Below are 14026 nucleotides of genomic sequence, written 5' to 3'. Positions count from 1 at the left end.
ACCGCAGACGAGCCGAGGGAATATTGACCGAACAAGCCGTGCGCAACAGCGCAGCGCTTAGGCGAAACTGGTCGGTCCGGTCACCCGTTTGGTGCGCTTGTGGCAGTGCAAATTGCGCCTTCGCATCCCCTGGCTTGCCCATTCGAACTCGGCTTTGATTTCTGACGACATCAAGCTCTCCACTAGTTGGAGCATACAAAATGGCCTGCGTCCAATTCGGCCTCCCCGTCCCAGCGGTACCCGACGAGCGGCCCGCCCTTGCCAGCACTGTAATCGACGCAGGCGACCTTGGACGACTGAAGCTTCGGCGTGCCAGTCAGCCAATAGTGACCAAAAAACACCGGCTTGTCGGCCGTGTAGCCGGGAATCGATCCCCGCGGAATGGGCATCTCGGGCAACTGCGCGCGCGTCTCGGCATCGATCATGGCCGCCGCTTTGTATGTCGCTGCATTCGTATCCCACCAGCACAAGCGCACTCGCGAGCGCTCGATCCCGTCTTTGTCGAAAAACACGTGGCCGTCGGGTAGATCGATCTCGAGTCCCTTGGTGAGCCCCTCGATCGTACGAAACTCCATCGAACACTCCCGGCTTGCAGCGACCATCAGCGACTCATCAAGCGTTTGGCCCGGCTTGAGGCGCGGCGCGACTTCGGCCATATAGCCGTGATGCCAACATGCGTGTACCACGCGCAGCCCAGGCAAATCGAGCCAAAGGGGAAGTGTCAGAAACCAGTCAATGAAATGTCTGTGCAACCGAGGCCTTGATTTCACTTCCTCGAGGAAGGCTTTATGCTGGTGGAGGTTCTTCGCTCCCTGCGCGCCTTGGTGCGTGCGCAGGAAATCACCCGGGACGGAAGGATCTGACAGAGACCAGGCAATGGCGTTGAATTCGTGGTTTCCCATCACCGCCAGTGCATTCCCTGCGTCGATCATGCGACGAACCAACTTGAGCGTTTCAACTTGGTGCGGTCCGCGGTCGATGAAGTCACCGACAAAGATCGCTTGGCGGCCAGCCTGCCACCAAGTGCGATTGCGCTCGCGGTAGCCAAGTTTCTCCAGCAATGTTCGGAGTTTGCCGACTTGGCCGTGGATATCCCCGATGATGTCGTAGTTCACACGCCCCCCGTATTGTCATTGTCGTACGTTTGGAATCACCACAGACCAACCTAGCAAACGTGGGTGGAGGTTCGCCTCCACATTTACCCTAACCTGCCACTGCCGCCGCACACCGCCCTTGACCCAGGAGCGACCGCTCAAGCCGCAGGATGAGCGACAGGTGTTTCAGCCACGATAGGTCAAGCCTTGGGCTCGCGCCGGTCCGGGAGCTGCTTCCAGTTGTCATCGGGCAACTACAAGGCGTCAGTCGCCTGTCCCACAGGTCATGGAGACCCTTTGCGGGTGAGGCTAAAGTTCCGTTCTCGGAATGAACGTAATGTTTTGTTAAACTGTTTGCGGATTCAGCTAACGCCGTTCGACCACCGAACTCTCCCTGCAGCAACGCGCCCATACTGTCTGCTACCGTACAAAAATGATGAAGTAGCTGAACGACATGCGCAGGCACAAACGGCGCAGAGGATATCTCAGCGAGACCATAGATCGTCTGATTTCGGAAAATGAGGCGAACTAGCGCCTCATTGGCATTGATATCATCCAGTCGAGAAAAAATCCTCGGATCGTCTGCGACGTCACTAAGGATCCGCGAATCTAGGCGAACGTGCTGTTGATCCCCGATCAGTCGGACAAACACTACGGCGCTGCGACAGCCGATCGCGACATCCCGATCTTCGTCGAATTCGAGGTCCTCGGTGCTGGTCGCCTGCCTCAGCGCGGTAACCGTGCAGCGCTCCACATTGTGTTACATGGCACTCTGGGTCGCTAACGGTTGAAAATGAACGCCACTAACGTGCGGCCCCATTGCAATACCACTCGGACTCGGGGTGGATATGTCCAACGACGTCCAGCGGCCCGTCGGGCAAGGTTTTCAGCACTATCGTGCTTCATTTCTCATGCCTTTCGGGACGGCGCGTAGGCCGATAAGTCGCTTCAAAACGTCACGCGACCGTATGCAATGGCGATCGAAATCGAGTTCCAACTTGTAGCCGATTCATTGCACGTCTTTTGGACGAGCGAGCTTGTCGGCTAACCCGCGGATCTCGTCTCTCATCACCAATGTGTCTAGCCACTGTTGAGGAATTTCCGCCATGCCATAGTGAGCGCCGGCGAGCTGCCCGCAGATCGCGGCAGTTGTGTCCGCATCGTCACCGAGGTTGGTTGCGCGCAGGATCGCCTCCTCGAACGTAAAGGTATTGGCAAAACACCAGAGCGCCGCTTCAAGGCTATCGATGACGTATCCCGAGCCCCGAATTCCATTTTCGGTCTTGCTGCGATAGCTTCCGGCAGCGATCGCTCTCACGCTTTCACAATCCCCGACTGGCAAGCCGCTCGTAGCCATAATCGCCTCTTTCGTTTCGCCGCTTAGTGCCCGAAAGAGCATCGCGCCAAAAAGCCGGGTCGCTTCCACGCACTCCCGTGCGCCGTGTGTCAGACGCGAGCTTTGCCCGGACCTCTCGATGACCTGCTCGAGGTCGTGGTGAAAGAACATGGGTATTGGCGCCAATCGCATGAGGCAACCATTTCCCGCGGCAAAGCGGTCCGTCGATCCGCTGAACGGCTCGCCCGTTTCCTTAAATCGCCATAGGGCGTCGTCGACTGTGCCACCGACGTCAAAGCACGAACCATTGCTACTTAGATATCCCTCGTCCATCCATCGACAAAAGCGCTCCATCATGTCCCGCGCATCGAATCTGTCGAGTTCAACAAGACTGGAAGCCATGCAAAGCGCCATGGAGGTGTCGTCGGTCCACTCCCCGGGCTTCAGATTGAACGGGCCACCGCCCGTCATATCGACGACGGGCTTGAATGTCCCCCGCGGCCGAAACTCAACCGTTGTTCCAACGGCGTCCCCGCACGCCAAACCGAGAAGACACCCACGAAAGCGATCCACTTTGTTCATTTCCACCCCGTTCTGCCATATTGGTCAGTTATCGCCAGATGCGTCATACGCGTCGATCACGGTAGCGTGATCGCGCGCGGAAAAGCCATCAATTCAGCAGCCTCGCAGCGTGGCTTGTCAGGCGACAGGAGTCGGTCGGCTCGCCGTCATTTACTTGCTCCTGCTGCTCGTTTTTTTGGTCAAGAGTAATGAGGCCGTCCTCATTCTTTGAACCCGTGACGTACTCGAGCATCGACGCGAACCGATGCAAGTTGACCATGAACTGGCCTGCGATGAGGCCGTGAACATACGTCATGGGGTAGTCCACCACCAAGTCATTGTCATCGTCTAGCCAGAACGACGCCATGAAGACTTCCGCGTTCAAGCGGTGCTCGAATTCACGCTTTTGCTCTTCGAATGCGTCCTTTGCCACCGGTAGATAGGTAATGAATCGAACGAATTTCCTGTCCTCGTCGAGCACGACGAGATATCCGATTCCGGCCGCCGTATGCAGCGCGATCCTCGCTTGCTCCAGCTTGCACGACACGCCGGAATCCTCGATGTGAGCCGCGAGGGTTTCAAGTGTGATGTCTTTTTCCGTCCAGATTTTTTGCATGCTATCTCCCCGTCAAACGTCGTGTCGCAGTCCGTGAGTACCAGCCGCTCGCGCCATCCATGTCGCCGCGTAACTTAGTTGCAGTACACTACTTACTAGTGTAGTCATGATAGTGGCAAATTGCAACTAAGAGTCGATGAAAAAACTGTTCCCTCTCGTGACGGCTGACGTCGCGCTATTTACGATCGAAGACCACAGCTTGCGAGTGCTGCTCGTCAAGCGCGCGAACGAACCCGAGCAAGGCACGTGGGCCCTGCCCGGCGGCGTGCTCGATCCGGGAAAGGACTGCAGCCTTGATGACACGGCTCGACGGGTGCTTTCAGGGAAAACCCACGTCGATGTGCCTTTTCTGGAGCAAGTCGCGACGTTCAGCGGCGCCAAGCGAGATCCTCGGGGATGGTCGCTAAGCGTGCTCTATTACGCGCTATTGCCGCGCGATCAAGTTCCCGCAGTGGCGGGCGAGAAGACCGAAGAAATCAAATGGGTCGAAGCCTTCACACCTGCGGTCCCGCTCGGATTCGACCACGCTAACCTGTTGGCAACGGCGCACGCGAGATTGCGTGACAAGGTGCAGCGCGCCGCACTACCGCTACACCTGTTGCCTGCGCGCTTCACGCTCACCGACTTGCAGCGAACGTGTGAAGTCATCCTCGGTCGGCCGCTCGATAAGAGCGCCTTCCGAAGGCGCCTAAAAGACGAGCCCGGTCTGATCGAGCTTGAGGGTGAGTTTTTGCGCGGTGCCCAGCGGCCAGCGCAGTTGTATCGCGCAGACGATGGATTTCGCTTTTGATCCTGTGCCGCCCTCGCGCCGCGTCAAAGTGCATGACATCCGACGCGCTTGCTCGATTCAACGGCCATGGTCGCTGAGCCGCAGGCAGCCTGGTAGCGCTCCCCGCACCAAGTCTGACCGCTCTCGCGAGGCATCCGTAGCGACGAATTTTCGCCAACGCGAATGATGATTGACATGTTTCGAGGCGACGTGCTTAAATTGCGGCGCATTCTGAATTGGGTCGACGCCCAAGCCAACCTGCCTTCCCGGGCAAGGTGGATCGCGAAAGCGGATGTGGCTCCTACGGGAGCAACCAAGCGGGCAACGCGTCGACCCTCCTTTATCGGAGGGTTTTTTGTTTCCAGACTCAGACATCCCACGCAACACTATCCAGGCTTACCTGGAAACCCACTACCACGTGAGAGGCGACACGCCGACGACGTTGCTCGTCGGCCAGTTCAACGCCACCCTCGCCGTCCTTCATGAAGCCCGTCGAGTCACGGCGAGCGCGTTTGTCACTGCCTGCAATCCGTTCAGCCAGAGCCTAGACCCAGAGGCCAATGCCGCTCGGCACGAGGAGCTGGCACGCGACCTGGAAGGACAAGGCCTTACGTTCATCGAGGGTGTCGGCAAACATCCCTCAAATGACTGGCCTGCCGAAGCGAGCTTCCTTGTGCTGGGCGCGAATGTCGACGTCGCGAAGACCTTGGGCTCAAGACACGGGCAGAACGCGATCATCTGGTGCGGAGCCGATGCCGTGCCTCAGCTGATTCTCTTGCGCTGACCCGCGCTCAATGCATGACGTACGGCTGGTCTGCCGCCCATGTGGGAAAGGACCGGGGGGATTTGTTCCAGATTGCCGCCCCCGACATTTGTCGAACGCGGCTAAACAGGAGTTGCTGATGACAATTCAAAACGGGCTTTTTTCTTCAGAATCCGTTTCCGAGGGACATCCTGACAAGCTCGCCGACCGGATTTCCGACCGCATCCTCGATGCATTCCTCTCCAAAGACCCTTACGCACGGGTGGCCTGCGAGACGCTGCTTGCCGACCAGTGCGTGATCGTCGCAGGTGAATTTAAAACGAAGCGGATCGACGATTTTCACGCCGTGCGCGAGTCTGCCGCATCCCTGGTCCGCGACGTGCTGCGCGAAACCGGGTACCGCGATGCCGAGACGGGCATTTCGCCGGACCGGTGCGAGATCCAGATCCGCTTCAACGGCCAATCGCAGGATATCAGTCAGGGCGTCGACCGCGCTGATGGCGTACTGGGAGCGGGCGATCAAGGACTGATGTTCGGCTACGCGACTGACGAAACGCCTGAGTTGATGCCCGCGCCGATCGTGTACGCGCATCGGCTCGTCCGTCGGCAGGCGGAGCTTAGAAAGACCGCAGCACTTCCTTGGCTCCAGCCCGACGCGAAGTCTCAGGTCACGCTCCGCTATGTAGACGGGCGCCCAGTGGCCATCGAGGCCGTCGTCCTGTCGACCCAGCACGATGACGGCATCGATCTCGAAGATTTGCGGCACGCCGTGCAAAAGCACGTCATCAATCCGGTGATTCCCGAAGCGTTACGCTCGAAGTCTTTGCGCACGTTAATTAACCCGACAGGACGCTTCGTGACCGGTGGCCCCAAAGGCGATGCTGGACTGACCGGCCGCAAGATCATTGTCGACACCTATGGCGGCGCGGCGCCCCATGGTGGTGGCGCTTTCTCGGGCAAGGATCCGTCGAAGGTGGATCGGTCGGCCGCCTACATGGCCCGCTTCCTCGCGCGCCAAGTCGTGGCGCGTGGCTGGGCCAGACGGGCGCTGGTTCAACTGGCCTATGCAATCGGCGTCGCCGAGCCCGTGAGCTTCGTCGTGGAGACTTACGGAACCGCCACGGATACGCGACGGGATATCGCCGTCCAACTCGCGCGCGAATTCGACCTTCGTCCGCAAGGGATCATCGACACGCTCGACCTGTTGCGGCCAATCTACTATCCAACGGCCGCATACGGGCATTTTGGACGCGACGATCTGAGACTACCGTGGGAATCGGTGACCTGACATGGCGGCGTGTGGGGAAGCGCCGATCGCTTCAGTTTCATGAAGGCTATAGGCTATATACCAAAGTGTCCGAACCGTCGTCGACCTTCCAGCTTTCGCTTACACACACCACAGGATCGAAAAATGGATAACGATTATGACGAAGTCAATATCTACAGCGAGGAGCCGCCGGTTTGTCCGTACTGTGACGAGCTTGGAAGCTGCCCCCACCTTCTGCTGAACGTGGAAGTGACATTTAGAACGGTCGAGAGCGGGGTCCTCTTTGACGCTTTCAACGCCCGTCTGCTGAGCGCAGCCGAACAGAACGGCGGGAACCCCAGCTGCGACGGTTCGGATAGATTTGACCAACTTCTCTCGGAAGTCGATGAACTTGCGGACGCCGTGAGGTATTGGACCTTTGAAGACGGACCTGGAATGTCATCAAATTTCCAGCTTTACTACGCCGAGTCGCCAGAGCGAACGATGAAAGCGCTTGAACGACTCTCCGCGCCAATATAGCCCCTATCCGATAGCGACGGCCCACGTTGTATTGGACAACCGCCTGTCCCGGTTCAGGCGTGCGCCGGTACCATCGGGCCGCCTCGGCGAAGCCCTGACGTCAAGCCCCTCGAAGAATGCACGCTTTCGCGACGAGCAAGTTCGCGTGAAGATCTGCGAGTAAGGCAGGTCGCGCTCGACCTGCCGCTTGATAGGCGCGGCACATCTCAGCAGCAACATATGCACCTCGCGACGGCCATCCGCAACGCGACGCCCGCGTGAGGCATGATCGGGAAGCGGCCTACCGGACTCTCACTGGCTAGCTGTCAGGCAGCAGACGTTGGTGGGCCGGACTGTCGGGACAGCTTCCCGGCAACGTTCCAGGGCAACAGTTCGTCGATGCGGTTGATGGGATGATCAGCGATATGGGTCAAGACGTATTCGAGGTAGGCGTGCGGGTTGATCCCGTTGAGTTTGCACGTTCCGATCAGACCGTACATCGCGGCAGCCCGTTCGCCCCCGCTATCGGAGCCGGCGAACAGGAAGTTCGCCCCAGACTCACACAGCGCAGCGCGTTTTAGGCTAGGGCCTTGTTAATCTCGGCACGGCCTTCTTCGCAGTACAGCGCGAGCGCGTCCCGCTAGTTGAGCGAGTAACGGATCGCTTTGGCCAGTTCGGATTTCTTTGACAGCGTTGCGAGTCTGTCCGTCATCCACGTCTTGATGGTCACGAGCAGCGCCGCGCTTTTCTCTTGCCGCACGCGCAGCCGCTCAGCAACTGGTTTGCCACGGATGCCAGCCTCGATGCCGTAAAGTTCTCCGATCAGTTCGAGCACCTGTCGGGTCGCTTCTGTAGGCATGCGGGCGTGAGCGTCGCAGACGTACCGCCTGGCATGATCCCTGCGTCCGACCTCACGGACCTTGCCGCTCTCGTACAGCTCGTTGAAGCCGTCGTAGGCGTCGGCCTGCAGGATGCCCTCGAATCCGGCCAGATGGGTCTGGGGATGGATGCCTTTGCGATCGTGCGAGTAGGCAAACCACACCGCGGCCGGTTCCGCCGAGCCCGACCGGCGGTCGTCGCGCACGTACACCCAGAGTCGCCCAGTCTTCGTCTTCTTGTTGCCCGGCGCGAGCACCGGGATCGGCGTGTCGTCTGCGTGCACCTTCGACGGTGCCATGGTGTAGCGGCGCAGCGCCTCGGTCAGCGCTTCGCAAAGGGCCTCACACTGGCCGCCCCAGCGTCCCATACTGGCCGCGTCGAGCTTGACGCCATCGCGCGCGGCAATCTGCGACTGCCGATACAGCGGGGCGTGGTCAGCGTACTTCGAGACGAGGATGTCGGCCAGCAGGCTTGGATGGGCGATGCCGCGCGTGATCGGCAGGCCGGGCATGGGCGGTTGCGAGAAGTGGTTGCCGCACGGACAAACTATCTTGCGCCGGATCGTGCGAATCACCTTGAATATCGCCGCGATCCGGGCGAGTTGCTCGGACATCTATTCAAGCCAGCGAGAATTTGCTTTGACACACTAAATTTCCTCGACTCAAGGCCGACAACCAGAGATATAGGAGCCGACTTGGGAACACCAGAACGCGAGTTTTGGCGACCTAGCCCGGCGTACAAAATATCCCGGTCCATCGGAGGTCGAATGTCAAGCCCTAGGAAAGGAACTACAACAAAGCCAGTGGAAACAAAGCGTCACCAGGCACCAGGCACCCCCCCGGCAGAAACGAACATAGCCGCTCACGGGGCCACCAAATCGCCCACGTCGCTACAGAAGGAAGTCGACGAAATCACGGCCCAGCTCCTCGCCGCCAATGCCAGCCTTTCCGGCCTCGAGGTGGAATCAAAGGAAGCAACGCGCAAGATAGCCGAAGAAACTGCAAGGGCGGACCGGAATGCGCGCTTGTTAAGCGAGTGTGAGACGTCGCTACGGCGCATGACAGAACAAAGAGACGCCGCCGAGGCCGACCTTCACAGCATCGAAGACAAACTTAACGTCGGGCAAGTACAACTGAGTGTTCGAATCGAGCAGATGAAGGAACTCATGTCGATGCTGGACGAACTCCAAACCCACGTCGATCAGCTCGCTCAGGTATCCCCTAAGACCTACGAACATTTCCGGAATGTGCGGTTCACGCTGGGCGGCCTGCTACCCCGCGCTAATCGTAGGCCTCCTGCGCAAGGTTCAATGGCGGACTTCGATGACTTCGTCTTCAAAGTCGGAGCGATTCCTGCGGAGAAGATTCGCTTGGCCAACAAGGCAGTCGTCGAAGCAATGGACTCCTTACGCGATTCGAACGACCTGACTGCGGCGTCGATGCTGGGCATGAGTGACGAAGCGCTTCAACTATCTCGACAGATGAACTATCGCGACAAGCAGCAGCTGATTAATTCGAGGCTACCAATCTGGCAATATCGGTTCTCCGTTGTCCCCGTCAGCGCGCCTTCTGATGGCAGACCTCGCGAGCTTGATCAACGCGCGTTGGCCGCTTCGGTGCTTGCCAGCTTTAAGGACTTGGAGTCGCTGCTCTAGCAACATGTTCAAGAGCGCTCGACTGGTGGGGCTCGCCTTCGTCGGTTGCCCCGCTTGCCAATGCACTGATCTACGTGGATCTTGCCGCTTTTGTAGGACTGCGGCTCCAGCCACGACGCACGCCCCCATCTGGCGCGGGTTGCTGAACGGTCGCCAGAACAGTTCGAGCCCGAGACGCGACGCGCCCACTTCGCCAATGCCCTTCAGGCGCACCAGGTCATGGTTTTGCTGACGCGCAAATGCGGGCAGGCTTACCTGTCGGTTCTTCTCCGGCGCCGCACAAGCTGCGTGAGCGGCGGCGCAAAGGAGTCACTGCGGATTCCGCCTGCTGGAATTTCCCGGCGAGAAGATATCTCTTGGCCAGCCGATCGACGTCTCCACAGATTTGCAGCGCACTGTCGGAACCACGACTACATCATCGGCTTCGCCTTCTTTTCGAAACTGCGAGCAACCTTCAAAAAGACGGAGCGGGGCCTCATCCATCGAGCTGAGCAAATGAGGCTGGTGATCCTGGACACTGCCCAAGCGTCTAACGTCATCTGCGACACGAAGTTCTACTTGGTCCTGCCGCCCCAAGAGTAGAGCGAGTGGGAGTCGTCGCCGGAATCGTTCAACCGTCGGGACGTCGGCGATCGAATCGTCTTGTCGGCGGGGCAGGTTCAACGGTCCGCGGTGAAGCTCGAAAAGTTTCGCGGGCACCCCGTGTCCCCGCCCGCCTTGGGGCTGCTCCCCTTGTATGCGGTCGCACGCATTCCGGTCCCGCGTCGCAGGGAGTTCGCCCTCTGGGCCGTGAGCTGTTTGCCGGATACGAACCGCTACGCTGCGCCCCGGCTCGCCTGCGCCAACTTCGAGGGGGAATGGAGGCATTCGTGGTCGGCTATTTCAAAGACGAGCCAAGCAAGCTGTGGGGGTTCGTCAATGTCGTCCCGCAAATCTTATTCGGCGGCTTCGGAAACAAGAGCTCGTTTACCAAAGCGTTCCCGTCGATCGACTTGCGCAAGGGACACTACCAGGCCCCGGGGCAGCACCAAGTCTCTTCTCGCGCCGATTCTGGCCTCTCATCCCGCCCCTGCCCCGGTTGCGTCGACTTGCGTTCGCAAAGTCGCGTGAGAACCTGGTGTTGTCGCCACAACGAAGTACGCGGCGACAGGAAGAGGCCGGTGATGGGTTAGCGGGCCGGTTGCCCCGCCTGCCCCACGGCACGCATGTGCGTCGGCCTGCTTGCAGGTTTCTAGGCCCTTAACCTCAAGGGAAACTCTTATGAATCAATCGATGGTCCGTCACGCCGTGTCTGTTGCAGCTGTCCGGCATTCGGCCAATACGCATACCAGAACGGATGCGACTGCCCTGAGGCCCACCGGGATTGCCCCACCGACACCAGCCCCAGTCCGGTCAACCTTATCCCTTGGGCCAAAGTTCCGCCTTCGCATGACGAGCTCCTGCTTCAGCAAATCGTTACATCTGCGCTTGATGACCTCGGCAACGTACTACTGGATTGTCCGAGGATACCTACAGTCGAGCGCCGATTGTGGACAACGCAACCAAGCGACGCCATCGACATCCTCCGCTCTGACGGCGGACCGCAGAGCGCGCATGGAGGATGGCCATGTCGTTCGCTAAGGGATGCCCTCGTTGGCGCAGGTACAAGTATTGGCGACGACCGCCTCGTTGAATCTCGCCCCCACGACGACTGTTGCAGATGACGTCGCCTGGATCGGCGTCGCTGTCGCGCTGTCCCCGCCACATCGGGCCGCACCCAATCCGCTCAGACGCTCGGCTTTGGCCACCCTACCCGCTTTCTATCAATGGAGAAGAAAGAATGGACCATCAACCACTATGGAAGGTCTTCGTGAATGAGTGCCGCGACTTCTTTCTTGATTGCATTCAGCCCCTGATCTTGATCGTCCGCTGGATCAGGCAGCGCTTCAAATGAACTTAACGCGCGTTGGATGTCGTAGCCCCGCGCTCAATGAACTGAAGGATACGCAATGGAAATCCACCGCTTCACCTTTGCTGCCAACAACCGGGAAGTCGTCGCCGTAACCGACGGCCGCGCCAAGTTCTTGGCGCCCACCGAGGTTCCCATTGAAGTGATCGAGCACTTCCTACACCGGATCCAAGACCGGATCGCACGTCCCGTAGCATGGAAGCGCCGCGAGGCGCGTGAAGGGCTTCGCGAACGCACGAAGCGACTCCATGGACGCCAGCGCGTGGAGCGTCACGTGCCAGTACGCGCACCGCGCTATCGGCGTCGCGGAGCACGCGGTTTTTATCGCCGCCGATGGGGCATTCCGGTGTGGACGTCCCACATGACCTGACTACGCCACTGGACTTGTGTCGGCGACGTCTCGCGAGAAACTGGACACCAGAAGTCAAGCGCGACTAACTTCGCCCCATCCCTTTCTTGGATTCGAGGAGCACATGAATCTCTCCGTCTTTCAGAAGCTGTATCGCTCGCGTCACGAACAGGAACAACTCATCCTCGACGGGCCCCGTGCCTGGGTTACGGTCGACGCAAAGATCACGCGCGCCGCGCCCACTGTCACTAAGCGCGCAGTCCCGCAGCCGGTTGACGCGGCGCCAACGGTTTCCCCCATTACAGTGACGTCCGTGGCTCCTGCTGACCCTGCCGCCCCTGCTGTCTCGGTAGCCTCAAAGGAGCCGGCCATCCGAAAGTCCGTCCCGAAGCGACGCGTAGTCACTGAACAGCCACCGACACCTGTCCCTCGGACAAAGTCGGAGCACGACTTCGGCAGCAGCGTCCGTCTGCCACGGCGTACGTTCGAGCACGTGGTGGGGATGGCAGAGACCAAGCGGCGACTGCTGCGCGCCGCGCTGGACATTCTCGAGGGCGACGATGGGAACGACGAGCCGCGCAACGGCATTCTCCTCTTCGGCGAACCGGGCAACGGCAAGACGCTCTTTGCCGAGGCACTCGCCGGTGAACTCGCGGTACCGTTCCTGCCGATCGCCTTTGGCGACACGGCGTCGAAATGGATCAACGAGACGCCGGAGAAAATCAAGGCTGTCTTCCGTACCTCACTCGAGGCGGGGGCCTGCGTGCTCTTGATCGATGAAATCGACTCGTTCCTCAAACCCCGCGATAACGGCGCCAACGTGCACTCGATGGATCGGGATATCGTGAACACGATGCTTACGGAAATCGTGAACCTGCGTGGATCGAAGGTGATCCTGGTAGCGGCGACCAACTTCATCGACCAGTTGGATACCGCCGGCATCCGTGAGGGACGTTTCGACTTCAAGATTGAGATTCCGCCGCCCGACCTGAAGGCACGCGTCAACCTGATCGGCCACTCTATCTGCAATCACTTGGGTCCTAAAACCGTCGCACGCGCCACCGCAGAAGTTTTAGCCGGTCGATGGGAGGGATTCAGCGCATCACGGTTGAGTTCGCTAGGACGCCAGTTACGGGATATGCATCGCGACGGTGAGTTCAGCGGTCTGGTCACCTTCGACATCGCAATGCGGGCTATGCGCCTGCTTCAGGGGCGCCGCGGCCAGCTGCCTGAAAACGTCAAGGCGGTGGACGATATCGTCATGCCCACGGCTTCCCGCAACGTGCTGCACGACCTCGCTTACCGGATGCGTGAGGTGCACCGGCTCGAGCGACTCGGCGGCTGCCTGCCGCGGGGCCTGCTCTTCTACGGACCGCCCGGGACCGGCAAGACGCAGGCCGCAATGGCGCTCGCGAAAGCGTCCGGCTATGCGTTCCTCAAGACTACGGGCGCCGACCTCATTGCGCGGCCCGACTCCTGGGAGCGCCTCGTGCGGGAGGCCCGTGATATCCGCCCGGCGATCGCGTTCATCGACGAAGCTGACGACATTCTTGTTGATCGTCGGTACTCGAATGTCGTGTCGTTGACCAACAAAATCCTCACCACCCTCGACGGTGCCGGCGGGGGCATCCGGGACGTCATTTTCATTGCGGCCACGAATCATCAAGACCGGATGGATCCTGCGGCTCTGCGCGGTGGCCGGTTCAGTGAGAAGGTCCGGTTTGACGTGCCGGACAGTGCGGACCTGCGGCGCTACATCAACGCGACGTTGGGGCGAATCGCCAAGCGACGCTATTCGGTGATACTTGGCACATTCGCCCAATGCATGGCCGAGCTCTCCGGACGCTCGATTGCGGACGCGGACGCGGTGATCTCTGAAGCCGTAAACCGTGCCGCCACCCGGGCCATTCGAGAGAACATCGCTGAGATCCGGCCAGCCGATGTCGCGGCGGCCGCACGATCCGTGCTTGCCGCCAAGAGCACCGGCGCCTGAGCCCCCGGATGCGCTCGCGATGCGAATCGCGGCTGAATTCGGGATACGGTTCCCGCCCGAGGATGCGCCCCACAGCCGCCACTGCGGGGCATGCACCGAACGGGACAGCTGGATCGCCACACTTTTGGTGGTGCCAACGCAGGCCTCGGTTAGGCCGGCTGCGGTCTCTACCGGCAACCCTGAGTTCTGCTCAATGACCAGGATCCGCCCCGACGTCGCTACCGCGACGAAATCGAGTTCGCTGACAACGGACGAGCCTTTCCCGAGTCTCGTCCAGTGAACCGAATGGTATACCGCGT

General features: G+C 59.8%; 11 protein-coding genes, 1 pseudogene and 1 riboswitch. Of the genes and pseudogenes, 7 read left to right on the top strand and 5 right to left on the bottom strand.

What is annotated here, in order from left to right; genetic code table 11:
• Positions 1-182: 182 nt before the first annotated feature.
• From FAZ95_RS01240 to FAZ95_RS01230, 4 genes are all read right to left on the bottom strand, one after another.
• A complete protein-coding gene (locus FAZ95_RS01240; protein ID WP_137330765.1) occupies positions 183-1115 on the bottom strand; it encodes a metallophosphoesterase in 933 nt (310 codons plus the stop codon).
• A gap of 88 nt (positions 1116-1203) precedes the next feature.
• A complete protein-coding gene (locus FAZ95_RS40835; protein WP_437437715.1) occupies positions 1204-1848 on the bottom strand; it encodes a T3SS (YopN, CesT) and YbjN peptide-binding chaperone 1 in 645 nt (214 codons plus the stop codon).
• A gap of 255 nt (positions 1849-2103) precedes the next feature.
• Positions 2104-3012 (bottom strand): ADP-ribosylglycohydrolase family protein, encoded by a 909-nt coding sequence (locus tag FAZ95_RS01235; protein WP_137330764.1) that lies wholly within the window; start codon positions 3010-3012, stop codon positions 2104-2106.
• 88 nt (positions 3013-3100) lie between these two features.
• Complete coding sequence (locus FAZ95_RS01230; RefSeq protein WP_254699779.1) at positions 3101-3607, bottom strand: YbjN domain-containing protein; 507 nt, start codon at positions 3605-3607, stop codon at positions 3101-3103.
• A 136-nt stretch (positions 3608-3743) separates the two neighbouring features.
• On the opposite strand from FAZ95_RS01230, the gene FAZ95_RS01225 reads away from it, so the two are divergent.
• From FAZ95_RS01225 to FAZ95_RS01210, 4 genes are all read left to right on the top strand, one after another.
• Positions 3744-4397 (top strand): NUDIX hydrolase, encoded by a 654-nt coding sequence (locus FAZ95_RS01225; RefSeq protein WP_137330763.1) that lies wholly within the window; start codon positions 3744-3746, stop codon positions 4395-4397.
• Between the two features lie 200 nt (positions 4398-4597).
• Positions 4598-4703, top strand: a riboswitch (SAM-I-IV-variant riboswitch).
• Positions 4704-4731: 28 nt separating this feature from the next.
• A complete protein-coding gene (locus FAZ95_RS01220) occupies positions 4732-5160 on the top strand; it encodes a DUF3293 domain-containing protein (RefSeq protein WP_137330762.1) in 429 nt (142 codons plus the stop codon).
• A gap of 118 nt (positions 5161-5278) precedes the next feature.
• Positions 5279-6427, top strand: a complete 1149-nt coding sequence (metK, locus tag FAZ95_RS01215; RefSeq protein ID WP_137330761.1) for a methionine adenosyltransferase — start codon at positions 5279-5281, stop codon at positions 6425-6427.
• Positions 6428-6550: 123 nt separating this feature from the next.
• A complete protein-coding gene (locus tag FAZ95_RS01210) occupies positions 6551-6925 on the top strand; it encodes a hypothetical protein (RefSeq protein ID WP_137330760.1) in 375 nt (124 codons plus the stop codon).
• A 305-nt stretch (positions 6926-7230) separates the two neighbouring features.
• Here the strand turns inward: FAZ95_RS01210 and tnpC are convergent.
• A pseudogene (gene tnpC / locus FAZ95_RS01205) lies at positions 7231-8396 on the bottom strand (IS66 family transposase); the annotation flags it as partial.
• Positions 8397-8585: 189 nt separating this feature from the next.
• Here tnpC and FAZ95_RS01200 point away from each other — a divergent pair.
• The 3 genes from FAZ95_RS01200 to FAZ95_RS01190 all read left to right on the top strand — a co-directional run bounded on the left by FAZ95_RS01200 (position 8586) and on the right by FAZ95_RS01190 (position 13727).
• A complete protein-coding gene (locus FAZ95_RS01200) occupies positions 8586-9437 on the top strand; it encodes a hypothetical protein (protein WP_137330759.1) in 852 nt (283 codons plus the stop codon).
• 1988 nt (positions 9438-11425) lie between these two features.
• The gene (locus FAZ95_RS01195) at positions 11426-11755 is read left to right on the top strand and encodes a hypothetical protein (protein ID WP_137330758.1); all 330 of its coding nucleotides are present in this window, start codon (positions 11426-11428) and stop codon (positions 11753-11755) included.
• 481 nt (positions 11756-12236) lie between these two features.
• Positions 12237-13727 (top strand): AAA family ATPase, encoded by a 1491-nt coding sequence (locus tag FAZ95_RS01190; RefSeq protein ID WP_175425490.1) that lies wholly within the window; start codon positions 12237-12239, stop codon positions 13725-13727.
• Positions 13728-14026: the final 299 nt, after the last annotated feature.

The sequence above is a fragment of the Trinickia violacea genome, assembly GCF_005280735.1.
Lineage (GTDB): Bacteria > Pseudomonadota > Gammaproteobacteria > Burkholderiales > Burkholderiaceae > Trinickia_A > Trinickia_A violacea.
Note: the sequence above shows the minus strand (reverse complement) of the source record. Positions and strands in the feature narration are given on the sequence as shown.